At 34.9% G+C, this 26,343-nt stretch carries 18 protein-coding genes and 3 pseudogenes; 13 read left to right on the forward strand and 8 right to left on the reverse strand.

Annotation, left to right across the window (positions count from 1 at the left end; translation table 11 throughout):
* Nucleotides 1–160: 160 nt before the first annotated feature.
* Nucleotides 161–739, reverse strand: a complete 579-nt coding sequence (coaE, locus tag ACQH21_RS04105) for a dephospho-CoA kinase (RefSeq protein ID WP_264375848.1) — start codon at nucleotides 737–739, stop codon at nucleotides 161–163.
* A 134-nt stretch (nucleotides 740–873) separates the two neighbouring features.
* Here coaE and ACQH21_RS04110 point away from each other — a divergent pair, with 134 nt between their 5' ends.
* The 3 genes and pseudogenes from ACQH21_RS04110 to ACQH21_RS04120 all read left to right on the forward strand — a co-directional run bounded on the left by ACQH21_RS04110 (nucleotide 874) and on the right by ACQH21_RS04120 (nucleotide 5,264).
* Nucleotides 874–2,277 carry an NAD(P)H-dependent flavin oxidoreductase gene (locus ACQH21_RS04110; protein ID WP_425384538.1) on the forward strand — a complete coding sequence of 468 codons (1,404 nt, stop codon included), beginning with the start codon at nucleotides 874–876 and terminating at the stop codon, nucleotides 2,275–2,277.
* Nucleotides 2,278–2,348: 71 nt separating this feature from the next.
* Nucleotides 2,349–3,650, forward strand: a pseudogene (locus tag ACQH21_RS04115) (IS4 family transposase); the annotation flags it as partial.
* 741 nt (nucleotides 3,651–4,391) lie between these two features.
* On the forward strand, nucleotides 4,392–5,264 hold the full coding sequence (locus ACQH21_RS04120) for an IS982 family transposase (protein ID WP_425383942.1): 873 nt from the start codon (nucleotides 4,392–4,394) through the stop codon (nucleotides 5,262–5,264).
* Here the strand turns inward: ACQH21_RS04120 and ACQH21_RS04125 are convergent.
* Nucleotides 5,261–5,497 carry a group II intron maturase-specific domain-containing protein gene (locus tag ACQH21_RS04125; protein ID WP_425383943.1) on the reverse strand — a complete coding sequence of 79 codons (237 nt, stop codon included), beginning with the start codon at nucleotides 5,495–5,497 and terminating at the stop codon, nucleotides 5,261–5,263. The genes ACQH21_RS04120 and ACQH21_RS04125 overlap by 4 nt on opposite strands.
* 126 nt (nucleotides 5,498–5,623) lie before the next feature.
* Here ACQH21_RS04125 and ACQH21_RS04130 point away from each other — a divergent pair.
* Together ACQH21_RS04130 and ACQH21_RS04135 are read left to right on the forward strand one after the other, a co-directional pair.
* Nucleotides 5,624–6,777 (forward strand): annotated as a pseudogene (locus ACQH21_RS04130) (IS3 family transposase).
* Nucleotides 6,778–7,271: 494 nt separating this feature from the next.
* A complete protein-coding gene (locus tag ACQH21_RS04135) occupies nucleotides 7,272–9,185 on the forward strand; it encodes an ATP-dependent helicase (protein WP_425383944.1) in 1,914 nt (637 codons plus the stop codon).
* A gap of 42 nt (nucleotides 9,186–9,227) precedes the next feature.
* On the opposite strand, the gene ACQH21_RS04140 is transcribed toward ACQH21_RS04135, so the two are convergent.
* A complete protein-coding gene (locus tag ACQH21_RS04140) occupies nucleotides 9,228–9,983 on the reverse strand; it encodes an alpha/beta hydrolase (RefSeq protein WP_007302377.1) in 756 nt (251 codons plus the stop codon).
* Nucleotide 9,984: 1 nt separating this feature from the next.
* Nucleotides 9,985–10,509: a c-type cytochrome gene (locus ACQH21_RS04145; RefSeq protein ID WP_425383945.1), complete on the reverse strand. Its 525-nt coding sequence runs from the start codon at nucleotides 10,507–10,509 to the stop codon at nucleotides 9,985–9,987.
* 299 nt (nucleotides 10,510–10,808) lie between these two features.
* On the opposite strand from ACQH21_RS04145, the gene ruvA reads away from it, so the two are divergent.
* The 5 genes from ruvA to ACQH21_RS04170 all read left to right on the forward strand — a co-directional run bounded on the left by ruvA (nucleotide 10,809) and on the right by ACQH21_RS04170 (nucleotide 15,824).
* Complete coding sequence (ruvA, locus tag ACQH21_RS04150; protein WP_007302375.1) at nucleotides 10,809–11,381, forward strand: Holliday junction branch migration protein RuvA; 573 nt, start codon at nucleotides 10,809–10,811, stop codon at nucleotides 11,379–11,381.
* Nucleotides 11,378–12,367 carry a Holliday junction branch migration DNA helicase RuvB gene (gene ruvB / locus ACQH21_RS04155; RefSeq protein ID WP_007302374.1) on the forward strand — a complete coding sequence of 330 codons (990 nt, stop codon included), beginning with the start codon at nucleotides 11,378–11,380 and terminating at the stop codon, nucleotides 12,365–12,367. The genes ruvA and ruvB overlap by 4 nt, the downstream gene beginning before the upstream one ends.
* A gap of 268 nt (nucleotides 12,368–12,635) precedes the next feature.
* The gene (locus tag ACQH21_RS04160) at nucleotides 12,636–13,853 is read left to right on the forward strand and encodes a hypothetical protein (RefSeq protein WP_425383946.1); all 1,218 of its coding nucleotides are present in this window, start codon (nucleotides 12,636–12,638) and stop codon (nucleotides 13,851–13,853) included.
* A gap of 292 nt (nucleotides 13,854–14,145) precedes the next feature.
* On the forward strand, nucleotides 14,146–14,319 hold the full coding sequence (locus ACQH21_RS04165) for a hypothetical protein (RefSeq protein ID WP_425383947.1): 174 nt from the start codon (nucleotides 14,146–14,148) through the stop codon (nucleotides 14,317–14,319).
* 29 nt (nucleotides 14,320–14,348) lie between these two features.
* On the forward strand, nucleotides 14,349–15,824 hold the full coding sequence (locus ACQH21_RS04170; RefSeq protein ID WP_425383948.1) for a hypothetical protein: 1,476 nt from the start codon (nucleotides 14,349–14,351) through the stop codon (nucleotides 15,822–15,824).
* Nucleotides 15,825–15,982: 158 nt separating this feature from the next.
* On the opposite strand, the gene ACQH21_RS04175 is transcribed toward ACQH21_RS04170, so the two are convergent.
* Nucleotides 15,983–16,786 (reverse strand): ankyrin repeat domain-containing protein, encoded by an 804-nt coding sequence (locus tag ACQH21_RS04175; RefSeq protein WP_425383949.1) that lies wholly within the window; start codon nucleotides 16,784–16,786, stop codon nucleotides 15,983–15,985.
* Nucleotides 16,787–16,901: 115 nt separating this feature from the next.
* Nucleotides 16,902–19,223 (reverse strand): replication restart helicase PriA, encoded by a 2,322-nt coding sequence (priA, locus tag ACQH21_RS04180; RefSeq protein ID WP_425383950.1) that lies wholly within the window; start codon nucleotides 19,221–19,223, stop codon nucleotides 16,902–16,904.
* A gap of 98 nt (nucleotides 19,224–19,321) precedes the next feature.
* Here priA and ACQH21_RS04185 point away from each other — a divergent pair, with 98 nt between their 5' ends.
* The 3 genes and pseudogenes from ACQH21_RS04185 to ACQH21_RS04195 all read left to right on the forward strand — a co-directional run bounded on the left by ACQH21_RS04185 (nucleotide 19,322) and on the right by ACQH21_RS04195 (nucleotide 24,820).
* Nucleotides 19,322–20,290: a hypothetical protein gene (locus tag ACQH21_RS04185; protein ID WP_425383951.1), complete on the forward strand. Its 969-nt coding sequence runs from the start codon at nucleotides 19,322–19,324 to the stop codon at nucleotides 20,288–20,290.
* A gap of 9 nt (nucleotides 20,291–20,299) precedes the next feature.
* Nucleotides 20,300–23,554 carry an ankyrin repeat domain-containing protein gene (locus tag ACQH21_RS04190; RefSeq protein ID WP_425383952.1) on the forward strand — a complete coding sequence of 1,085 codons (3,255 nt, stop codon included), beginning with the start codon at nucleotides 20,300–20,302 and terminating at the stop codon, nucleotides 23,552–23,554.
* A 35-nt stretch (nucleotides 23,555–23,589) separates the two neighbouring features.
* Nucleotides 23,590–24,820, forward strand: a pseudogene (locus ACQH21_RS04195) (IS256 family transposase).
* A 37-nt stretch (nucleotides 24,821–24,857) separates the two neighbouring features.
* Here the strand turns inward: ACQH21_RS04195 and ACQH21_RS04200 are convergent.
* A complete protein-coding gene (locus ACQH21_RS04200; RefSeq protein WP_425383953.1) occupies nucleotides 24,858–25,514 on the reverse strand; it encodes a hypothetical protein in 657 nt (218 codons plus the stop codon).
* Nucleotides 25,515–25,593: 79 nt separating this feature from the next.
* Nucleotides 25,594–26,055 (reverse strand): dUTP diphosphatase, encoded by a 462-nt coding sequence (dut, locus tag ACQH21_RS04205; RefSeq protein WP_425383954.1) that lies wholly within the window; start codon nucleotides 26,053–26,055, stop codon nucleotides 25,594–25,596.
* Nucleotides 26,056–26,343: the final 288 nt, after the last annotated feature.

The raw sequence follows: 26,343 nt of genomic DNA on the forward strand, positions 1-26,343 counted from the left end.
TGATTGTAAACGAGCAAACATTTTCGATAAAATTACCAAAAAGCTAGATCCCAGTGTCAAGCACTGGGATGACAGGAGAGGGAGGCTACTGGGATGACAGCTACCCTGACAACCGTCATCCCGCTGCTTGTTAGCGGCCAAGTGACGGTATGACGTAAAGCTACGTGTTTAGGTTTAATGAATCCACTATTTTTTTCACTTGAGAAAAAACATTTGCGCTGGTATCGATGATGAAATCACTCATTTGCCTTTTTTCTTCAATAGGTAGCTGAATACTGGACATTAGATTCAGCTTTTCTTTATCCATATTACGCTCACTGAGCCTTTGAGCTTGTACAGCGCTATCTGCATGGATAAAAACAATAAAATCGCAATATAAACGGAATCTTGTTTCCAGCAAGAGTGGAATGTCTAGAACTAGAGATTTTCTATCATTTTTTTTCTCCTGAGCAATAAAAATTTCTAATTCATTTCGCACAACGGAATGCACTAAAGATTGGAATTGTTTCCAATTTTCATCATAGGCTAAAAAATATTCAGACAATACTGCTCTGTCTATTTTACCATTTACTACCACCCCAGGAAATTTTTCTTCTGCATAACTTATTATGTTTTTGTCCACTTTATAAAGCTGGTGCACGACAGAGTCGGCATCAAACAAAGCGGCACCAAATTCTTTAAAGCAATTGGCTACAAAGCTCTTTCCAACTGCAATCCCACCTGTTAAACCTATGATCATATAGCAAATTTCTTATAAAACTATATTTATAGCATCTCCTATGCCTATTTAAAACTGAATGCATAGGTATAAAAAGAAAAGCTATTATTTTTTTAGTAATTAAGTAAAATAGAGTGAAAGATTAAGAGGAAATTTTGAAAGATAAGATAAAAAAGATAGTGATTTCAGGGAAAGAAGTGTGGCCAATCATTGAGGGCGGTAAAGGTATTGCAATCAGTGATGGAGGATCAAGTGGGGCATTTGCTGCAGCGGATGCTGTTGGTACGTTTTCTGGTGCAAATGCTAAACTTATCGATGGCAATGGCGAGCTGGTACCACTAATTTATAAAGGTAAAACAAGAAATGAAAAGCACGAAGAATTAATTAAATATAGCATTGAGGCTGGAGTTAGTCAAGTAAAAATAGCAAATGAAATATCAAAAGGCCATGGGAGAGTACATATGAATGTGCTTTGGGAAATGGGGGCAGCAGAACATGTACTTCATGGTATATTAGAAAAAGCAAAAGGCTTAGTTCATGGCATCACTTGCGGTGCTGGTATGCCTTACAGACTCGGAGAAATTGCAGCTAAATATCAAGTTTATTATTACCCTATTATCTCATCAGCACGCGCTTTTAAAGCGTTATGGAAACGTGCTTACCAAAAAATATCTTCTTTTTTACTTGGTGGAGTAGTATACGAGGATCCGTGGCTTGCTGGTGGTCACAATGGACTAAGTAATAGTGAAGATCCGGAATTACTACAGGCTCCATTTGAAAGAGTTGCAGAGCTTAGATCTTTCATGAACGAAGTTGGTCTTGCTGAAACGCCAATTGTTATGGCAGGGGGAGTGTGGCATTTGAAGGATTGGGAACATTGGTTTGACAATTTACAAATCGGACCAATAGCTTTTCAGCTTGGTACTCGTCCACTTTTAACAAAAGAAAGCCCGATTTCTACAGAGTGGAAAAAGAAGTTACTTACTTTAGAAGAAGGTGATGTATTTTTAAACAAATTTAGTCCAACAGGGTTTTACTCATCTGCAGTAAGAAATAACTTCATACGTGAGCTACAGGAGAGGAATTCACGTAAAATAAAATTTTCGGAAAGTGCAAGCGGAGAGTTTAACAATGAATTTGCAATGGGCAGCAGAGGTAGAAAGATTTACCTTACTGCACAAGACAAAGAACTGGCAGATAAGTGGACTCAGGAAGGTTATACAGAGGCAATGAAAACTCCAGATACAACTGTTATTTTTGTGACACCAAGCAAATTTGCGGAGATAAGACAAGATCAAATTAATTGCATGGGATGTTTGAGCCATTGTCTGTTTAGCAATTGGAAAGATCATGGTGACCATTCAACAGGGCGAAAGCCAGATCCACGGAGTTTCTGTATACAAAAGACACTGCAAAACATTGTACATGACGGCAATGTTGAAAATGAACTCATGTTTTCTGGACACAATGTTTACAGATTTAAGCAAGACCCATTTTATGAGAATGGCTACGTACCGACAGTAAAAGAATTGGTGGAAAGGATATTAACTGGGTATTAGGCTCACTTTTACCCACAAGTATAAAAAGCAAGTAAGATAGAGAAAAATATACTGAGTAAGATGAGGTAAAAATGTGTGAAGTAAATAGAAATGTACAATGTGCTGATGGCTTAGGAGATAAATGGCTAGAAAAAGAGTTGAGACATGTTAATCTGGGAGATGTAAGGCTTAATAAAAGACTTATTAAAACAAGCTATTTAATAGAGAATAAGGCGTCTGGGTCAATTAATCAAAGCTGTGTAGGATGGAAAGAAGCTAAAGGTGCATACAGATTATTTAGCAATGAAAAGCTTGAAGCTAAGGAAATTTATTCTTCCCATTATAAAGAAACTATAGAAAGGATAAAAGGAGATGAGATTGTATTTTCAGTTCAAGATACAAGTTATTTGGATTTTGACTCTCATATAAAGACTAAGGGTCTAGGTAGTATTTCTAAAGCCTATACAAAACATAAAAAGGGTTTGTTATTGCACAGTGCCTTAATAGTTAACAAAGACGGATTACCTTTAGGGCTATCTTCTCAACAGTGTTGGGCACGTTCTATCAGGGAAGAAACAGCGCAAGAAAAAGCAAACAGGAAATACCGTACTGCTATAAAGGAGAAAGAAAGCTATAAATGGATAGCGGCACTAAAAGAAACCCTAAATAACCTCGCAGAAGGTGCACAGCTTGTTACTATTGGTGATAGGGAAGCAGATATTTTTAAGTTTTTATGGACTATTGAATCATTGGATAGTTTTTATGTAATCCGCAACCGAACTAATAGGAAATTCATCTGTATTGAAGGGGGAAAAACGGATTTGCAAACACGTATAACTCAACTGCCTGTAAAAAGGGAAATTGTTTTGAATGTTGCTGAAAATAAATACCAAATCTCAAGAAAAGCTAACATTGAAGTCAGGTATATGAAAGGCTATATACCTATCAGATCTTCTTACATTTATGGATCGAAAGATACAGAGCATAAAATAAGTGATAAAATCGCTATATATGTAGTAAGTGCCAAAGAAACAAATCCTCCTGAAAGAGTAGAAGCTATTGATTGGACTTTGCTGACTAATGTACCAGTTAATAGCACTTTAGATGCTATAGAAAGGATCAATTGGTATAAGCTAAGATGGAAAATCGAGGAGTATTTTAGGATTTTAAAATCAGGATGTAAGGTAGAAAGCTCTCGTTTAGCTACAAAAGAAAGATTAGAGAAATTAATCGCTATAAAGAGCATTATTGCATTTAAAATTTTATATTTAACAAAAGTCGCTTTATCGAATCCCATGGAGGTTTGTACCAAGGTTTTAAGTAATGAAGAGTGGAAAACCCTTTACATACGTGAGCATAAAGTAGCCAAATTGCCAGAAGAACCTCCAAACATAAAACAAGCTATTATTTGGTTAGGAAAATTAGGTGGATTTATGAATAGAAAAAGTGATAATTTAGGGAATGTTCAAAAAAGTGTGTCAAAGCGAATTTTTAGTTCAACTCAATTTTTAACCTATCAGGAAAAAAGATATCAAGTTGAGATATAGTTAGAGCCCAATTAGGCAAAGCCATAGCCCATTTTTGCTCTATCAACGATTTTAGGGATTTAATGGAATAGATGGATGCCTTTTCATATAACCACTTTTTTATTGAAAAATTACTGATAATACTGTATAATTATTAATGTTTTTTAAGCATTTGTGCTATGGCTTTATCTAAATTTCTCGACCCTAAAAATGATATAGCATTTCGCCGTATCTGTAGGGTCGAGAACTGGCGCGCCTTCTTTAGGGTTTAGTGGCTATTCCGTCGTTTTCACTGTGGGCCTCAATCCAAATTCCCATGTTAACGTTTCCAGCTCCCGCCTCGTCAAACGCAGCATGCGGTTTTCCCGCACTACGCTTTCCTAGCAAGTTCTTTACCAAAGTTTATCACATATTGTGTTGGTGATGCTTTCGGTCTGTAATACCTTATTCTGTAATCTGAATATAGATCCAGCGTTTTGTATATCCATTCGCTACTCCACTTCTTCCACCCAAACCCTTTCTTACCCCAGTTGCGGATTAGAAATCAGTGAAAAAGCCAGGAAAATAGGGTAACCTCGGAAAATTATTTACAAAATAGAGAGGTTACCAATGAATGAAAATATAACAGAATTATTTTGCCTGATCGACGATTTTTGCAATTCAGTTGACAAGAATTTTGCAGAAAAACTTCTACCAAGTAGCAAAAAACCAACCAGGACGCCAGAGATTACGCATTCAGAGATTCTTACCATAATATTGCTATATCACCAATCCAAGTGCGACAATTTTAAAATTTTCTATGTGCATTATTTGAAATTATTATACGAATCAGCGTTTCCAAAATTGCCATCCTATAGTAGGTTTATTAGGCTAAAATCTAGGGTTTTATGGTATTTAGTGCTCTTAATGCAATGGTTTTGCGAACAGTCAAAAGTGACAGGGATTTCGTACATAGATGCAACATCTATCGCTGTTTGCCATCCAAAAAGGACCTCGAGAAATAAAGTTTTCAAAGGGTTGGCAAAGATTGGAAAGACTACCTATGGGTGGTTTTTCGGTTTTAAACTACATCTAGTAATCAACGAAGCTGGCGAAATTCAAGGGGTTACGGTGACAAAAGGCAACATTGATGATAGAAAACCTGTGCCAAATTTAACTCAGAAATTGACTGGATTATTGTTTGGAGATAAAGGATATATCAAAAAAGATCTTTTTCACGAATTATTCGATAGAGGGTTAAAGCTTGTAACCAGTATAAAAAAGGGTATGAAAAACTCATTAATGGCGCTAAATGAGAAGATTTTGTTAAGAAAAAGATCGATTATTGAGACAGTTTTTGGCTCTCTGAAAAACAACTTTGAGATTGAGCATACAAGACATAGATCACCGATAAATTTTTTGGTACACATTTTTTCTACGCTTGTTTCATATTCCATGCAGCCGAAAAAGCCCTGCATTTCTAAGCTTTACTTCGTTGGCTAATCCGCAACTGAGGTTTTCTTTGCTTTCCTGGCTCGCATTAAGTTGCGTCTTACCTTCTTTTCCACCCAATGTTTTACGTAATTGAACTTTCGACCAGAGTTCCCTATCCTAAAGTAGTTTACCCACCCTCTCAATATCGGATTGATGTCATTTATCACTCTTTTTATCGGTTGCGATTTATGGCGCCGAAATATTTCCTTCAACTTGCGTAGCAGGTTTGTTCGTGCTTTCATCTGCGGTGTTTTCCTGACATTCCACTTTCCTTGTCTTGTGATATTCTTGACCTTACCCAGAAAAAGTAGACAGAAAGTTAAGACGTTTTTGAAGTAAAATAAAACGTTTTTTCAAAGAGGTGTGGTATGACAAAAAGAAAAGAATATACAGCAGAATTCAAAATTGAAGCTATAAGACTAGTAAAAGAAACAGGTCAATCATCAGCAAAAATAGCAAGAGATTTGGGTATTAGCGGTGATTCATTAAGCAGATGGGTAAAAACATACAATGATAGAATGTCTGGAGTAGATGCGTTTCCAGGAAAAGGGAAAGTAGCTCATTGTGACAAAGAAAAGTTTGATTTAAAGAAAGAGCTGGCAAGAGTAACGAGGGAAAGAGACATTTTAAAAAAAGCCCTGGGATATTTTGCAAACCAAAAAGAGTAAAATATTCTTTTATAAAAGAACATGAAAACTGCTATAAAATACGGGAATTATGCAGATTTTTGAACGTATCTGCTTGTGGTTATTATAAATGGATTACTAAGGAAAAAAACAACAAAAAATCAATAAGAGAAGAGCTCATACAAGATATTCAGAAGGTATATCGAGCATCACAATGCAGATACGGAGCTCCTAAAATTCACGCTGAATTAAAGGCTTTAGGTAAAAATTATAACATCAAAACAGTGCAAAATGTTATGCAGAAAAATGGCATTCAAGCTAAGCTTAGACGAAAGTTTAAAAGTAAAAAACCACAAATAGACAATAGAGTTATAACTCCTAACATATTAAATCAGAATTTCATCGCTGATCAACCTAACAAGATATGGGTAACTGATATTACGTACATAAAAACTAATGAAGGATGGTTATATTTGGCAGCAATAATAGATTTATATTCACGCATGGTGATTGGCTGGTCAATGAGTAATGCAGTAAATAGGCAATTAGTTATAGATGCGTTATTCATGGCTATTGGTAGGCGCAAATCTGCTAAAAATCTACTATTTCATAGCGATCAAGGATCGCAATACACCTCTAAAAATTATCAATTTTTACTAAGTACAAAAAATATTACTTCTAGTATGAGTCACAAAGGTTGTTGTTATGATAATGCTGTTTCAGAGAGCTTTTTTAGTTCACTTAAGAGAGAGTTACTCATTGATACTTCACAACACTCTGCACAACAAGCTAAAACCGCAATATTTGAATATATAGAAATTTTTTATAATAAACAGCGTAGACATTCTACTATTAACTATTGCATTCCTGAGCTTTTTGATTCATCATTCTCATAGCAAAAACGTCTTAACTTTCTGTCTACTTTTTCTGGGTAAGGTCAGGTTGCCCGATTCGCACTGATGCGTAGACTCAGACGGCAAAACATCTGGTTTAATAAGTTTTAGAATCCTTTCAGTTTCTTTCTGAATGAATTCCTCTCCTTTTAAACAATATGACCGAAGACTTTCAGGTCGCAACATAACTTCTATGTTCCAGAAAAACTTCCTGTTAAAGCTGAGGAAATAGAGATGAAGGAACTGAATCGTAAGCCTAAGCCATTCAAAACTCCACCTATCCAACCAACAAGCAGAAGCTCTAGTGCCAATACCTCAAATCAAGTTGTTGTTACTCGACATACACCTGAAGCTACTAAAACAAGATAGATAAAAAACCTACGTTTAAATATGTAGTACTTGAGTGAAGCATTCTTTAAACTGTTCTATTCAATAAAATCTTTACAATATTTGGATCATAGGTTTAACTTTACGAAGTTATAGTCTATAGGGCTTCAATGAACGATTATCTCTCACTGTTAAATCCAGAGCAACAATTAGCTGTAACTAACTTAAATGGGCCAATTTTGATACTGGCAGGGGCGGGAACGGGAAAAACAAGAACGATTACTTCAAGAATAGCTCACATAATTAGAAACGGTCACGCTTATTCTGATGAAATATTAGCAGTTACATTCACGAACAAAGCAGCAAATGAAATGATATCAAGAGTGCTTGAACTCACGGGCACAAACATACCATGGCTTGGCACTTTCCATGCAATTGCAGCAAAAATTCTACGTCATCATGCTGAAGTCGTGGAGCTAAATTCCAATTTTACAATTATTGGTGTGGATGACCAATTACAGGTAATAAAAAACATCATGAATGAAATCAGCCCTGATTACCTATCAGAAAAATGTAAGACCATTATGAATATTATTCAGCAATGGAAAGAGAAGTGTTTACTGCCATTCGAAGTGGAAGACGTTCAATCATTTAGGCCAGTGTACGTAACTGCACTCAAAGTCTATCACCAGTATCAGGAAAGGTTAAAATTCCTTAACTCTGTCGATTTTGGTGACTTATTGCTATATAACATACAACTCTTTAATCAAAAGACCGAGGTTCTATCCTACTACCAAAACAAGTTTAAATATATCATGGTAGATGAATATCAAGATACAAATGCAATACAATATCTTTGGCTAAAATACCTTGCAAAAGAGCACTCAAATATTTGTTGTGTAGGAGATGACGATCAATCGATATACAGTTGGCGTGGTGCAGAAGTTGAAAATATTTTGAAATTTTCCGATGATTTTAAAAATCCAAAAACCGTTAAACTGGAGTGTAACTACAGGTCAACATCCCACATACTTGCAACTGCATCATATGTTATCAATCACAATAAGACTCGCTTAGAAAAAAAGTTGTGGACAACAAACATTGAAGGGGAAAAGGTAAATCTAATAAAATTATGGGACGGGAAAGCTGAAGCAAGGTTCATAAGCGAACAGATATTAAAGCTCAATAAATACAGATTTAGTGACATTGCAGTGCTCGTAAGAGCGACTTTTCAAACTAGAGTGCTCGAAGAGTATTTTATAAAATATTCAATTCCCTATAGGATTATAAGTGGCGTAAAATTCTACGAACGTCAAGAAATAAGGGATATAATTGCATATTTGAGGCTTGTTACAAATAATAATGATGATCTCGCTTTTGAAAGGATCGTAAATCGTCCCAAAAGAAGCATAGGAGCTACAACTCTAAAGAAAATATACACGACTGCTCAGGATAACAAAATTTCTTTTTTTCAGGCAGCAAAAATATTGGTTAATAGTGATCAAGTAACCGAAAGAATTAAACTCTCACTAAATGATTTTTTAAATAAAATTAAAGCTTGGGAAGAAATAGTAAGCGTAAAACCACTGCATGAATTTGTTAAAATCGTAGCAAATCAATCAGGATATATGGAAATGCTTGAGAGTGAAGGAGTGACGGGTTTAGCGCGAATAGAAAATGTTAAAGAGCTCATTTCATCTTTGAAGAATTTTGACAACGCTATAACCTTCTTGGAGCACATTAGCCTGGTGATGGAAGTGGATAATATGAATAGCGATGACACTGTATATGTTATGACTCTTCATGCAGCTAAAGGACTTGAATTTCCGTGTGTGTTTTTACCTGGTTGGGAAGAAGGATTATTTCCTCATCAAAGATCTTTTGAAGATAAAAGTGGTAAAGCTTTAGAAGAAGAGAGAAGACTTGCATATGTCGGCATAACCAGAGCCAAAGAAAGATTAGTCATTTCATGTGCAGATAGGAGGGAAATTAATAATCAGTGGCAACCAATGCGCACTTCTCGATTTATTAAAGAACTGCCAAGAGAAAATGTTGAGGTGATAAAGAGTAGTGCCTACTGTTGAAGCTATAACTGCAGCCCTTACTACAAACACATCTGAATTACTTCAATTATATATTTCTCCTGGCAAAAATTCTCTGATGGTCTTAAATAAAATTTTCAGTGAATGATTATCAGACATGTTGTGTTCTGCTGATTTTATTAAGTGTACTTCAACGTCTGTTGACTTAATTTTTTCAGCTAAATTCAATGAAGTTTGATAAGGAACATCTTTATCATTAATGCTATGCAATAAGCGCACAGGACAGTTTATATCTATTGCTTCTCTGTTTAAAAGAAGGTTCTTTCTACCGTCTTCGATCAGATTTTTAGTTATTTTGTATGCACAATGCTCCGAAGTAAAATCTATTACACCTTTAGAACCTAGTTCTTCTTTTTGCTTGCCTGACAATTGCTTGAATATCAAATCTTCAGTAAAATCAGGAGCAGACGATATGCCGATTAATGCTGCAATTTTTTCTGGAAATTGAAGAGCAGTGAGCAGCATCAGCCATCCTCCCATACTTGAACCTATAATTATTTGTTTATTGCTAGTTAATTCACTTATCACTTTAGCACAATTTTTTTGCCAATCACTTATTGTATAATCAGCAAAATCACCACTTGAATTACCATGGCCAAAATAATCAAAGAGCACAAGTGCTATATCATTTTCTTGGCAAAATTTGTAAACGGCAGTTGCTTTAGTTCCATCCATATTGGATGCAAAACCACTAAAAAAAACTATAGAAGCCTTCTTTCCTTGTAGCTTTCGATATGCTATATGGCCATTACTTCCATCGAGTAATTTACAATAATTCATACTACTTTGGCAAGGCAACCGGACTATCGCTCATCGAACGCAAATAGCTGACTAGATCTGCAATCTCTTGTGGATTGGAAATGCCTGCAAATGCCATACGTGTACCTTTTATGTAGGCTTTTGGATTTTTTAAAAAAGCAAATAACTCCTCATACTCCCATTTCCCACCTTTTTCAAGTAGTGCTTTTGAGTAATTGAATGAGCTGCCAAGATGGGCCTTTTTATTTCCAACCACGTTCCATAAGTTTGGCCCCACTTTATTCATTCCACCTTTCTCAAAACTATGACAAGCTATACATTTTTTTGCTGCTGACTTGCCTTTTTCAAAGCTAGCATTCTGCATGAGCTCTCCAATATCAAGTGCCACTTGTTCAATCTTTTGTTGAGGCTCATTGCTGGCTGCTACTATTGTTTGGTGTTCAATTTTATAATCCTCTGGGTTGTAGAGCATATCAACTACATTACTAACTATTATAATTATTAATCCAGAAAGTAAAATCGATGCTGCAATCTTATTAAGCTCCATAGTTAATTCTTATCAAGTAATGTTACTTAAATTATGCAAATATTTTCGCAAACAGTAAACAATTACCTTTATTTCACCAAAGATAGAAATTTCTATTACTTAGCTAAGTTAGGAGACTGCAATTCTATTTCTATCGGAGTAACTTGTGGTTCAATTACATAATGATCTGGAATAACATATTAAAATAGATTTCCTGCAAACTTGTCTGCAATGATTGAAACTGGAACCACTTCTATAATGTTCGTTTGCTTGACCTAAGATTCAGGAGCATTTAAACTGAATTTTATAAAGTACTAGAAATGATAGGAAATCTAAGAGGAATAGTTGATGAGGTGTGTAGCGATCACATAATCCTGAATGTGAATGATGTTGGCTACATAGTATATCTTTCAGCCAAAACTTTAAGTGCTTGTTCGATTGGAAGTAGAGTAAAATTACTTATCGACACTTATGCAAATAGCAGAGAAAACGTTACTCAGCTATATGGCTTTATAAGTAAAGAAGAACAGCAGTGTCTGCGTTTATTAGTTAAAGTGAGCGGTGTCAGCTATAAAACCGCAATGTCAATTTTGAGCAAATTAACTCCAGAGCAACTGTTTTTGGCAATTATAAATGAGGATAAACTAGCACTTAAGGTGAGTGGACTTGGCCTGAAACTCATAAATCGAATTATTACTGAGCTGAATGGCAAAGTAAGTAAATTAGAGATAAATAACAATCATTTTCACTCAATTAGTGAAGATGCTCTTTCAGCTTTGATCAATCTTGGATATGAAAGAACAAAAGCTTATGATACAATAAAAAAAATAGAAGATGAATCACCAAACTTGGACACTAAAGATATTATTCGTATGGCGCTTAAAACAATATGAAGTCAATATCATGTAGTAAGGAATACTCTGAAGATGTACGTAATTTAAATATCCGGCCTGAGCAACTTGATGATTTTGTCGGGCAAAAAGACTTAATACAAAATTTAAAAGTGTTTATAAATGCTGCACAGACGAGAGCTGAAGCTTTGGATCACGTATTGCTCTATGGTCCTCCAGGGCTTGGTAAAACAACTTTAGCACAAATTGTCTCTAAGGAGTTAAGGGTTAGCTTTCGTGCAACTTCTGGTCCATTGCTTAGTAAAGCTGGGGACTTAGCTGCAGTGCTCACTACTTTAAATGCAAAAGATGTTCTATTTATCGATGAGATCCATAGATTAAATCGTAGCATTGAGGAAGTTTTATATACTGCTATGGAAGATTTTTGCCTAGATATACTAGTAGGTGAGGGCCCATCTACCAGAACTTTAAGAATAGATTTACCACCATTTACACTGATTGGGGCAACAACACGGCTTGGACTGCTTTCTGCACCGCTGAGGGATCGTTTTGGTATTCCCCTGCATCTTGAGTTTTATTCTTTTGAGGAACTGGTTGATATTATAAAAAGAGGTGCAAGAGTTCTTTGTGCTGAAATCGAAAAGGATGCTGTGCAGGAAATTGCCTGCCGCGCCCGTGGTACTCCAAGAATTGCTTTGAGATTACTCAGAAGAATAAGAGATTTTGTTGAAGTAAAAGATGATAAAAAAATTACCTGTGAAATTGCCGGTTCTGCACTATCAAAATTGGGTATAGATAAAATGGGACTAAATAAATTAGATATGGATTATCTGAGATTTTTGTTTAACACCTCAGGACCTGTTGGAATTGACACCATATCTATTGCACTATCTGAAGATGTTGGCAATATTGAAGAAACAGTAGAACCTTATTTAATCAAGGTCAGTTTTGTAAAGCGCACACCAAGAGGACGTGTTTTAACTGATCAAGCAAGGGAATATCTCAGCATTAATTCAGTGGTATGCTAGTATTATACTATATTTTATAACATTGTATAGTATTACATTAAACATTATAATATTCTTTTATTATATGATTTGCAGGTGTTTTAGAGGCAAATAAGAAAGTCTTCTGTTATAGTGAATATGTTCTTGAAAAATTACGTAATATATGCTAGGCTGTATATAGTATGAATGTAAAAATATCAATAATTTATTGGTATTTTTTAAGATTAATACTTATTAAATACTTCATATTATAAGATTGAGTTATTGTATTTTATAGACTTAAGATAAAATGGTAAAAAGCTTTCTAAACAATTATAGAAACAGTAATTCAATTAATGGAGAAAAAGCAATGAAAAATTTTTTAATCAATAACAACGAAGAGGACGGTAGCTCAATCTACATTAATCGAATCAGAGAGCAAGATCTCTCTGCAGAGCAGAAGCTCAATGAATTAAAAGGATTCATGGAGGAGCTTGCTAGGAAAGCTGAGCTCAAGAGAATAGAGCTTGAGCGTCAGGCTGCGAGTTGCATTGATGAAACATTATCTCAAGTAGAGCTACAGATACAAGATAATGAGGATTACTTTACTGATAATAATCAAGGGGTATTCGCAAATTTCTTTGAATCCCTCTTTAATCTTTTTGAAGTAAATGTAGATCCGAAAGTCTACAAAATGCTCAAGGAGAAGAAAGAGAAAAATCTGCTTCTTTCGATAATTAAGTTTTTGCGTGATAAGCTTAAGGAATTAGTTAAAAAGATCTTCAAAAAAGATTTAGATTTAAGTTGGGATAAAAGGCTAGACAAAGAGATAAAAGAATTGCAGGAGAAATTACTCAGTGGTGGGTTATCTCCGGAAGAGGAAATAGCAATACTCGAACGTTTGCAAGCGTTGCAAAATTTAAAATTGAAGCTTCAAACTTTTCTCGTGGGCTCAGTCATTGCAATGTTTGCAGAAATTTTTGCAGTTGATTTAGCAGCAGTAGTAGAGCAAGATGTAACTGAGGAAAAAAGAGACAAAAAAGCAGAAAAAACAGAATCAAAAGAAGTTCGTCAAGAAATAGAAACAAAAGTGAATGAAATCACACCAATTTCCCTATTTAATTTTTCATCTCAAGTTCCAATGCCAAGTGTTCTAGACAAGCAAGAACGTGCTATTTTACCAAAGCCTATAGAAAAATTAGTAGACACTCTACCTAAACCTGTTATAAGTCACAAAAATAGTGAAGTACAAAAACTGGAAAAAATGAATAAAGAAAAGAAAGAAGCAAAAGAAGAGAAAACTGAAAAACCAAAATTAGCTGTCTGTCCACCTGCTCCAGAGCAAAAGCAACACAGGAGAGTTAGAAGAAACACATCGAATGATGCTTATGGGATGAGGCTTAAAAGAAAAGAATCTTCTAATGGTAGTAAGCAAAAGTCTAATGCTTCTATGGAACTGCCAGGAGGATTAACTGATGGTGTAAGAGTTGAAAACCACGCTTCTTCAGTCAAAGAGAGAGGTGTGTAAAGGTTCTCTCTCTTTTTGTCATTCCAGACTGGTTTTTTATCTGGATTCCAGTTTCAAGTGCTGGAATGACATGGCGGACAAGTAGCTCTCTCTCTTGTCATCCAAGTAGCTGACACTGGGATCCAGAAAACTTAATTTAAAAAGTTGTTATTCCAGTACTTCTTCTCTTGTCATCCCAGTCTGGAATCCAGGAGTATAAAAATGGTGAATAAAATTTATGTTAAAAAACTGCTTGTGCTAGTAGTTGATTCTTAATATACTCATTACATAATAATTTAATTTAGAGGTTGATATGCATGGCAATAATGATCCAAATAAAAAAGTACCTGATTCAGGGAGAATAAAGATTGATCTGAGCAAAATAGATCCAAAGAAAATAGATGATTTTAGAGACATGATTAGACGTGGAGAGGAAAGAAAGAAAAATCAATCTAGTGGTCAGGGCACAAGTAGGAGTGGTAAGTAATTATGTTGATTAATTAGAGAGGTGGCGTTATGCCTAATAAAAGTAAAATAAATCGAGAATTAGTAAAAGCGTTTAATAGTGTTCTTCTTTCTGATAATACTGCTATTACTAATCTCACTATAGAAAAAGATCATATTGTTCTCTCATTTGATAAAAATATGAATATTGATCAGCGCAGAGAGTACTTGAGCAATATGAGAGAGAGTATAGTAAGAAAATTTTGTGGAGATGAGGGTGGCAAAGCTGCTGCCGAAGAGGCTGCCAATGATCTTTTTTATACAGACTCTTTTCCTTTTAACTTTAATCAAGGAAAATGGACTACAGATAGTAGCAGACATAGGTTTTCAGTGCCAATTAAAAAAGAGGTAGTTTGTAATCTAAAATATTTGCTAGCTAATGAACTTATAAGATTCACAATAGAGAGTATTATAGACGATCATCCTAAAGGTCCAGATTATGTGGAAAACAATATATACGATGTGAGTTTTGAAAGAAAATCTTATTTATACTGTAAGGGCTTTGATGATCGAGAATTAAAAGACTCTTTTGTAAAATCATTCTCATCGAGAATGGAAAGTTATGAAAATAGTCCTAAAAGATTTAAGGGTTTTTTAGAAGAGAAGGGGAATGATGTATATTTAAAGAAAGGCGTTTTTGATGATCTTAAGTTTGTTCAAGACATAGTAAAGCGTAGAGTATCATCGATGTGTCGTTGTTTTGATGCTCCAAAAGGCGAGATTGGAGTTAGTGACATGCTGAAATTTGCAGTGGTTAATTTGTTTCTTAAAGCAAACATACCAGTTGATCGTATATTGCGTGACTCTTACTTGAACAGTGACGAAGATTCAATTTTAATTCCTATTGTAAGTTATAATAATGAGGAGGGATATTTAACAAGAGAAGAAGTGAATCACGTTAATAATATGTTTGGTATGGATATACTAAATAGCTTTGAAGGTCGGACTTCACAGAAATCGCTATTGGGCAGTAAAGGAGTGTATGGAATAGATTTTGCTAACCCAGACATTGCTTACTGTGTGATGGATAAGATCACAGAGAGCTCTTTAATCAGCGAATATAAAGTTAAAGATAAAGATACAGGTAAAGATAAAGATAAAGTTAAATATAAGCTATCCATTGATCCTGCGCGTGTGCCAGCTATGAAACCACAAACTCTTGCCCCTTCTGAAGAAAAAGTAGGGACGGATGGACCAAGTGCAGATACAAGTGCAGATAGTGGTTTTGGTGATTCACCTAAGAATTCAGTTATAGGTAAATCACATAATGGAAACTCGAGCAAATTCCTTAGGCCCGACTACTATGGTGAAGGTAAAGGTGGGGATGATGCTTCGGCTAAAGATAGTGGCTTTGGCCCTTCTTCAGCACGATCTTCTTTTAATAAGCCCAAAACAACATTTAACCAACCTTCTATATCACAGCCTGACCAATGTTCTGCAAAAAAGCAGACATTAACTAATAAAAAATCAATTTGCTCTATTTCATAGCTAAAGAAAATTAGACTATTTGAGGACGAATTGTGAATGAAAGGTTATGTATCCGTTTAGATGCATGTGAGACCAGTGCCTTCTTTCTTGTTATACAAGTAGCTGACACTGGGATCACACTTGATTATGCAAGAAATCTAATGTTAAAAAACTCACAGTTATCCTAGTACTGCTTTATTATCTGCAGTCTTTTCAGGTTTGACGGAATGCAATTGAGAATCAATAGCAACAACTCCTTCTATCAATTTAGCCTGTTTATAGTCTTGACTTAGGAAATATATAGACAGTCCAACTGCTATTCCAGCAACAAGAGCAGATACTGCGAGTGCGCATAATATAATAGTCATTGAAGGGACTAAAGCACCACCAACACCGAGTCCAATGCCAAGAAAAACGCCAGGTATAATGCCAATCAAACTATTACATCTAGCACTTTCTTTTTTCGATTGAGCTTGGTCTTGCATACATTTAATGAGTACTTTTCTTGTATTTTCTTGAGCTAAATCTAATGGAATTTTATTTCCTTTATTCTTTAACAAAGGATTTGCATTCTTCTGAAAAAGAACTTCTATTGCGTCAGTGTTATTACTTATAACAGCTCGGTGTAATAATGTATTCCCATCGTGATCTTGAAAATTTATCAATTTATAGAAACCCTCAAGAGTAATATAGTCATGCACTGCTTCATATAGAATATTCATTGCGTTTTGAAATGACAATATCTCTCCTTTCTTAGACCTTGCACTATAGTGTTTAATACAGTGATGCAAAATAAGGTATATTTGCACTGCTTGTTCATTGATAAAATCTCCTTTTTTAGAGATTACATCTACAATAGCTGCTGAGAATAACTCTTTCTCAATCACAATTTTTCTATCATCAGTAAGATAGTCTTTCAACTTTTGAATTTTTTTTTTAAGACTCTCGTGTCGATTACAAATAATCGTAATTAAATCATTCATACCATCTCCTTATTCTAATTATATCGATAATATAATAAATCGTAATAAAAGTCAAATTATTGATTAAAAAATTAATATAATTAATTCTGTAAATGTCAAATAAATTCAAATAACATCAAAAGAAACTCACAGGATCAACATCTATTGTTACTGCAATATTTGAATTCAAGTTGTAATTTTTAATCCAATATTTTAGCTTTTTCTTTATAGATAAACTATGTTTATTGTGTATTTTGAGTAGCACTCTATACCGATATTTATTATTTAAGAAATTTATTGCTGCTGGTGATGGGCCAAAAATTTCGAGTTCTTTTTTTCTAGTCACGCACTGGAATGACAACGCAGAAGGAATAGTAGCTGAACATTGATCATGCAAAAAGCTTGTTATCTCACTTGCTGCTTTCTGCGTTGCAAATTGATCCTTACCGCAAACTATAAGCGCTATTAATCTACTAAATGGTGGCATTTTAGCTTTGCGTCTTGACTCAAGTTCAACTTCATAAAACAAATCCCTTTTTTGCTGCTGCAATGCTTTTATTATCAAACTTTCAGGATTATTAGTTTGCACTATTACCGTTCCTTTTTCGTTGAACCTCCCAGATCTACCCGCAACTTGATGCAATAATTGATACGTCTTTTCTGCTGCCCTAAGATCAGAATTTTCAAGTCCTAAATCTGCATTTATCACTCCAACCAAAGTTAACTTAGGGAAATTATGCCCTTTGGCAATCACTTGTGTACCGATTATAATATTCACCTCTTCCTTGAGCACTGAGTCAATGACGCTACCAAGCGACTTCTGATCGCTGCTGATAATCGCAGTTTTTGCACTTGGTATTAATTTCACTATTTCCTCAAGTAACCTCTCAATTCCCACACCATAAAGAAGCAATGACTGCTCACTTTGACAATTAGAGCATTTTTCTGGAAGTTTTGATTGATAAGAACAATGGTGACACAAAAGGACGTTCTTCTTTTTGTGGTATGTAAGCCAAACAGCGCAATTTGAGCAGGAAATTTTGTATCCACACTTTTTACAAACTGCAAGTTGCGCGTATCCCCTGCGGTTTAGAAAGAGCATAACTTGCTGTTTTTTCTCTATGGTTTGTTTTATCCCTTCGAAAAGCTCATTGGAAATCCATTGCTTATTATTCACTACTTTTATATGCGGTAACTCCGCACCACCGAATCGTTCGGTTAGCTTTACATGATTGTAATTCCCTTTTTTAACGTGATAAATTGTTTCAAGCAGCGGAGTAGCTGATGATAAAATTATTGGAATGTTCTCAATTTTGGCTAAGATAATTGCCATATCTCGAGCATTATATATAATTCCCTGTTCTTGTTTAAAGGATGAGTCATGCTCTTCATCAATGATGATCAATTTTAGGTTTTTATAAGGTAAAAAAAGTGCTGACCTTGCCCCAATAATGATCTGCGCACTTCCATTTGCAATACTAAGCCAATTATTTCGGCGAGCTTTGGGAGTAAGTCCTGAATGCCACTCAGCTATATTGCCAGATGTCTGACTGCGAACACGATTTACCAATTGTGAAGTTAGGACAATTTCTGGCAGAAGGATAAGGACTTGTGCATTACCTCCTTCTGTTGTCATTCCAGTGCTTGGCAAAGGCAGTATGCTAAGTGTTACAGTGGGTTTTACCTTAAATATAAGGGTGTCATTCCAGTGTTTATCCAGGAATTTTGATTCTAAATTAGGTATTGGTCTTAAATTAAAATAAACGTTTGTGATGAGATTATATGAAAAACTGGATCCCAGTGTCGGAGCACTGGGATGACAAGAGAAGAGGGCACCTGGATGACAAGAGAAGAGAGCATTGGAATTGCAAAAAAAGTAGGCACTGGGATGACAGGAGAAGGAAACACTGGAATTACAGGAGAAGGATAGACAATGTTCGTAAATACTATGATTCTTAATTAACTGTGAAATTACAGAGAGATAAACTTCCGTTTTCCCAGACCCGGTTTCACCGTCAAGTAAAGTCACTGAATACTCACTCAAATTACTTATTACTTTATCGCGAGCTACTTGCTGTTCAGGGTTTAATTGGTAGTCTATTTTGCTTATTTCCTGCTTTTGTTCAGCATAAACTAGTTTATTTATTTGATTTACTTTTAGCACTCCCCCCATTATCACTTTCGCAAGCATACCAATAGGTATTACATTATACTGCGCAACCCACTCTGCAAATTCGATCAGTTTTGGTCTGATGCTCGGTAAATCGACCTTTTGTTCAATAAATTTTAATTCTCGATCGCTTTTGCTACTTTCTCTCCAAACTATTCCAATCAAACGCTTTCTGCCAAACGGCACCACTACGTAATCTCCAATTGAAACTTCAGTATCTTCCTCAACTGCATATGAAAATAGCTGATCAATTGGAAGTGGCAGTAATACGTCAACTGTTCTTGTCATAAGTTAGCGCTGTTTTTAGATACATAGAGAAGCCTTAATGCTTTTTTCATAGTACACAATTTATAATCATAAATACTGGAAATGTGAGGAAATTCTGTATGTTTAGCGATAAAATAGTCCTAGACTTTGAAATAGAAAAAGGTGACCGAATAGATCGGTGTTACTTCTCTACACGCATCAAACTTACAGATAAGAGCAAGAGTTTTCTACGTGAAAAGCTCGGTAAACCTAACAATTTAGATGATTACTTTAATCTTAATCCTGAGAATTTTTATATTTATTACAACAAATATAGTGGTCACTATGGTATAAATGAGCTATATGTCAGAGATGATAATGGTAGATATTTAGCTACTAAACTTCCACTTGATCAGAGCGGATTTTCGATAGAGTTATCATTCGACGAGGTGAATTATGGTTTTTATCCTCTGTATGCAATCTATAATCCCACTCAATATGACAAAAAGCAGGAAAAGAGCTTTGAAGATAATGGTGAATTGCAGCCGTTTGTGTCAAGTGTATTGGATTACTTTCTAAATGGCTTAACCATTCAAGATATGTTTTTGCAAATACAAAATGAGCTTGTTGAAAAAGAAACAAAATTAGAAGAAGACAGAAGAAAGGCAGAGGAAGAATTAAATCAAAAGAATGAAAAGTTAAGAGAACTCATAGAAAATGATGAGATTAAAGTACTTAAAGTAATAAAAGGCCATAGTATTGGGAATGGACGTTCAGCAGCAATTTTACAGCTTAATGGTGATCTTGATGCAAGTAAATACTACATAGCAGAGTATGAAAGCAATGAATACTTACATTGCACGAGCTCTGGTTATGACATACTGCTTGACCAGAGCGATTTATTTTTTGTTCTCAATAGAAGCTCTTATCTTGAACTTGAAAGCGGTTTTTACTCAATACCTGCTGGCAGCTATGCTAAATATCTCAATACTAAGAATCTGCTTTTCAGCGATGATCAACTATCTCAGCAGTTGTGCAAAAACAAGGTAAAGGCTGAATCTACAGTTAACGCATTTTTCTCAAGACTTATTTATAGTGAAAATTTTTAAGAGGTGGATATGAAATTTAAAACAAATTCTGAATATGATAAATCACAAACTTTGATTAAAAAATTATTTCCAAATAAAGAAAGTATAGTAATAAACGATCAGCTTACAATAGAAGTAAAATATGGGGGATTAGCTAGTTATACCCCTGAGTATATAAAACAAACTGTAAAAGATGCTTACGGAGCCTGGTCTGATAATTTCTATTCACAAAAAAGCGTTCATTCTGGTCCAGTAAAATTGCAGCTTTATGTGCTGAAAAATTACGATGATTACAAAGCTCACATCAAGGAACTTTCAGGTGGTAAGGACCATAGAGAATTATGGGGTGGTGGAACAGTAAGAGCACACGAAGCTGACGGCACGATAGCAAAGACTTTTATTGTTGGAGATGTAAATGGCTTACTTTGTGCAAAATCTAAAATTTTAATGGAAAAAATGAGCGATGCATTTCTTGAGTACTCTACCGGTAATATGGATACAGTACCTGAAGTTTTACGTACCGGTATGAAGCTTTTCATGTGGAGCTATGATGCAGCTAAAAAAGAAAGCACTCGCGATATGCATTATACAAAAGAAGCATACAATAAAATGCATGAATCTGGGCATGATACACCATATAAAATAGCAAGTATGTCTAACGACTATAGAATATCAGATTGCTTAGTGACATTCCTACAAGAAAAACATCCTCAATTCATAAAGCAATTGCTTACTGAGATGTCCTTCGATAGAGTAGAAGCGATATCAAAATTCAAGCATCTTTTGAATAACTCAGAAGTTGAAAAAGAATTTAAGCAGTGGATGGATGTAAAAAGTGGCGATAAAATTGTGGCAGATCTTGTGCCAGATAGTGAAGTTATGACTTTTGGCGAACACAAGCTTCAAATAAATATAAAATATGATGATGAGGAATTAACTCAGAGCAAATTGAGTAGTGTAAAAAATGCCATCGAGAGTACTATAAAAGATTTTGATTCAGCATTTGGCATTAATAATTCTCAGCCTTGGCACAACATACCAAATAAAGTTAATGTTTTCGTATTTAATACAAAGAGTGACTACGAAAATTATCTTAAGGAGTTGAACGTTAACTATAAAGGCGCTTCTGGCTTAACAGTTCAAGGGCGTGGCTCAGAAATTCATGTTTATTTTTATCTACAAGACCAATTTGATGACTCGTGTAAAACTTTAAAACACGAATTGGGACACGCCTTAACTATCATTAATTCCTATTATGGTACAGGTGATGTCTTATCTAAGGCTATGCATGAAGGGGTTGCTAACTATATGGCAAGTTTAGAAGATGGTCGGCATGTCAATGACCACGGAGATAAAGAGGCCTTGATTGCAATAAAGAATAAAGGTCTCAAACCAGATGAAATATTGCGCAATAATATTTGGAGTAATAAAGGGGAACATTATCATTCGGATGCTGAACAAGTGATCAAATTTCTTGAAGATAAACACCCAGATATGATTGATAATTTGCTCAAGAGCCTTTCTAAATCTGGTGCAAATAGGTCTCAAGGTAATAAATTATTTGAGGATTTTTTGGCTGAGCTGAAAGGTTATGATCAAGAATTTAAACAATGGGTTAAGGCTGAGCTGAGTGGTGAACAACATATGGAATATAATGTTGTTGAATCTAACAGTGTTGAAAGTTCAACAAGCCAACAAAGTGCAGGCAAGGGTCTATATGGTTATAGCCCAGTACATAATGTAAGTGGTGATAAAACCAAGATAGAATCTAAATCAAGTGTCAGTAGAGAAGATTCTATGCAACCTGCTAAAAAAGCGAGTGAAGACGAACAAGGAAAAGCTGTTACAACAAAAGTTATGAAGTATAATAAACAGCCTTTCTTAAAGGTGAATATTGATGACAATAATGTAGAAAATACTATAGAAAAAGTAAACGAGATAAATAAGGTAACAGGTGCGACTAGTTTACATTTTGCTGCTTCATTGGGAGATTTAAGCAAAGTAGCAACGCTACTAAAACACAATTCATATATTGATACAAGAGACCATAATGGACAAACGCCACTACATTATGCCATTCAGTCAGGAAATACGGAAGTAGCAAAATATCTTATTGATCATGGAGCAAATCTTAATGTTCATGACAATTATTATCAGAAAACTAATACTAAATATGTGTATTATAAGACACCTTTACACTATGCTATTGAGTCTGGAAATATAGAGATAGCTAAATACTTAATAGATCGTGGTGCAAATCCTAATATTCAAGATGCTTATTCCCAAACACCATTATACAGTGCTATTTATTCAGGTAATACAGAAATAGTGAAGTATCTATTAGATCATAACGCAGATCCTAATAGTAAAAGTTATTATACTTTTCCGTTACTTGCTGCTATTAAGCTAGGGAATTCGGAAATAGTTAAGAGTTTAATTGAGTATGGCGCAGATCTTGGTATAAAGAACACGTCAGCTCAAACACTGCTGCACTATGCAATTGAGCTAAAACATACGGAAATTGCTAAATACTTAATAGATCGTGGTATAGATGTTGATACCCGTGATATTAGCTCTGGTAAATCTCCACTACATTTTGCCATGCACATGAAAAATATGGAAGTAGTTAAATATCTCATAGAGCATAATGCGGATATTGATATTCAGGATAGCTACGGCTTAACACCTTTGCATCTTGCTGTTGATCTTGGGAATAAGAAGATGATAGAGCAGTTAGTTGAAAAAAGTGCGAATATTAATGCTCAGGATAATGATGGTTGGACACCTTTAGTTCATGCAGTGAGGCATGGAAAGTTAGATACAATAGAATATCTAATAAAAAACAAAGCTGACGTTGACGTTGTAGGCAAAGATGGTAGGACACTTGTTGAACATGCTGAGTTATGGGCAGAAGAGAAAGGACTAGCAAGAGATGTAATAGATAGCAAAGGCGATAATGATTCTTATTATCGTGAGCTTTCAAAAGAAGCTGCAACTTGGGAAAAAGCTGGAAAGGATATGCTTAGCTATCTCAAAAAAATTACTATGCAAGAAGAAGAATCTAACGATATAGACCAAATGCCAGCAGATCAACCTGCGAGTGAAGAAAGGAGTAAAAGATCGATAAGAGGAGACGAAGAGAAGCAAGAGGAAACAATTGTTATAGATAATGTGAAAGAAGAATCACAACATCCTTTAAAAATCAAAGTGGGTGAGGCTGTTGAAATAGGGAAATATAAGGTAGAACTGGGAATGTTCAAAAAAGTGTGTCAAACCGAGAAATAAAAATAAAATAGAAACAAAAAATAGAGGTTTGATATATGAGTTACAAAATAGAAAATGGAACGACTGGCCTGGTAGATTACAAAGAGCTGGAAGCAAATATACTGTCATCAATAAGGGAAGGTAAACCATTGATGGGGAGAGATGGAGCATTAACACCATTTGTAAAAAGGCTGCTGGAAGCAAGTCTAGAAGGTGAAATAGAGCATCATTTATCCAATGAAAGAGAAGAAAAGAATCGAAGAAACGGAAAGAATGGCAAAACTTTGAAGACGAGTATTTGAACTATTGACACCAAGAGATAGAGAGGGAAGTTTCGAACCACAGATAGTGAAAAAAAGGCAAACAAGCTTACATCCAGAACTTGAAACAAAGGTCTTGAACATGTTTGCAAGCGGTGTGGGATACAGGGATATAGCATCCTATGTGGAAGAAATCTATGACCATAAAATATCTGCAGCAGAGATATCTGGAATTACAGATAAATTACTGCCTATAATCAATGAATGGAGGAGTCGTCCCCTACAATCAGTATACCCGATAGTATTTATGGATGGGATGTTTTTTAAGGTCAAAGAGAATGGACATTGCATAAGTAAATGCATGTACAATATATTAGGAATAGACCAAAATGGCAGAAAAGAAGTACTGGGTTTTTACTTAGCAGAAAGTGAGGGAGCTAACTTCTGGCTAGGCGTATTAAATGACTTAAAAGAGAGAGGAGTAGAAGACATTTTGATAGCTTGTGTTGACGGTCTGAAAAGCTTCCCTACAGCTATAAATAGCGTATTTCCCAATGCTGAGGTACAGTTATGCATTGTGCACCAAATAAGAAATTCACTAAAATACGTATCCAGCAAAGATATAAAAGTTTTTATGAATGATTTGAAAAAAATATACCGTGCTACAAGTAGAGAAATCGCCGAAAATTATTTACTTGAACTGGAGGAAAAATGGGGTGAAAAATATCCTTTAGTCATAAAATCGTGGCAAAACAATTGGGAAAATTTGTCTAGTTATTTTAAGTATTCTGGCCCTGTTAGAAGGCTAATTTATACCACCAATCCAATTGAGGGGTTGCACAGACAAATCAGAAAATTTACTAAAACCAAAGGTTCATTTACCAGTACAAATGCCTTGTACAAATTGGTATATTGTGCTATAAAAAAGATAGAGCAAAAATGGGCTATGGCTTTGCCTAATTGGGCTCTAACTATATCTCAACTTGATATCTTTTTTCCTGATAGGTTAAAAATTGAGTTGAACTAAAAATTCGCTTTGACACACTTTTTTGAACATTCCCTACTTAATTTTTTAATGATTTTCCTTCCTCTTGTTGTTCAGCTTCTGGTGATTTAACAATTGAGCTTGGCACAAGTGTAATGATTAGTTCTTTAGTATCATTTTCTTCAGAGTATAAACCTAACGTTTTTAACTCTTGTTTATCTTCATGTATTAAGTCATACGGATCTTTATCATTTTTTCTTCCTAATGAATTTATCTTTAATAATACATCATTTTTATTCATTTCCTTACTTGTAGCAGTAATGTAGTAACTTTTACTTTCTAAGCTAAAATATATAAGATACTCATCGGTGATAATACTGCCATTTTGCTTCTTATTTTGGTTGTGTTTTTTGATATACTCAAAATCTTCATCTTTTACTTTCGCAAATAGATCTCCTTTATTACTTATAATAACAATGTTCGGAGTTTTAGGCTCAGATATTTTATTGTTTTTGATGATGGAATATATTGCTAAACTAACCAGTGCAACAGCAACAAATGCTAAAACACTTATTCCAAGTGGTGTAGCTGCAAAAACTGCAATTGGCGCTAAAATCGAAGTTGAAGACATCCAATACGGTGTTGAAAGTGCTACTGCTGTGCCTATAACATACAGAGAAGTAAGCGCTACAAGTGCAATGTTTGTTTTGTGACGGTGGTTTTTAAAAATTGACATAATTTCCTCTTAAAATAAGTTAATAATATATTAATATTATATATCAAAAAATCAATACAGTCAACTTACATATAAAAAACTACCTACCACTTGAGCCAAAGCCCCCTTCATTGCGGACGGTTTCTTCTGTGTAGAATTCTTCTCTGTCATCCCAAATTACTTGAGATACAGGAGTGATGAGGATTTGTGCGATTCTATCTCCTCTTTTTATTTCATATGGTTGATTACTTAGATTGATTAGGCAAACTTTAACTTCACCTCGATAATCGGAGTCTATAGTGCCCGGAGAATTTAAGACAGTGATTCCATGTTTTGCAGCAAGTCCAGAACGTGGGCGAACTTGCCCTTCAAAACCGTTTGGTATTGCAATTACAATGCCAGTTGGAATAAGTAACCTTTCAAGTGGATTTAAAATAACAGAGTCGTCCAATGCAGCATAAAGATCCATGCCAGCACTCTGCATAGTTGCATAACAGGGAAGAGGCAGGCTTTCGCCATGTGATAACTTTTTTATTTCTACTTTAATTTTATCTCTTTGCATTTTTGTTCACCAGTTATGAAAATTTGATTGTAGCATGTAAATTATGCCTGTAAAAGATAAGAAAACTACTTGACAAATCTTTCAGCTTCCTTACTATAAAATTCAAAGTGTTTTATTACCTTCAATCTGTTCAGATTAAACGACAAAAGTATTATACAGTTGGCGTCTTATAAATCTTTCCGCTATGTGCACTTTATGTCTTCACAATAATTTCTACCTAATATAAGCTGAAACGGGCTTATAAAACGTTTAAATACAGTATAGAACGCCAATTTTTAGGACTCACTT

Source organism: Wolbachia endosymbiont (group B) of Eupithecia inturbata (assembly GCF_964030915.1).
In the GTDB taxonomy this organism is placed as follows: Bacteria; Pseudomonadota; Alphaproteobacteria; order Rickettsiales; family Anaplasmataceae; genus Wolbachia.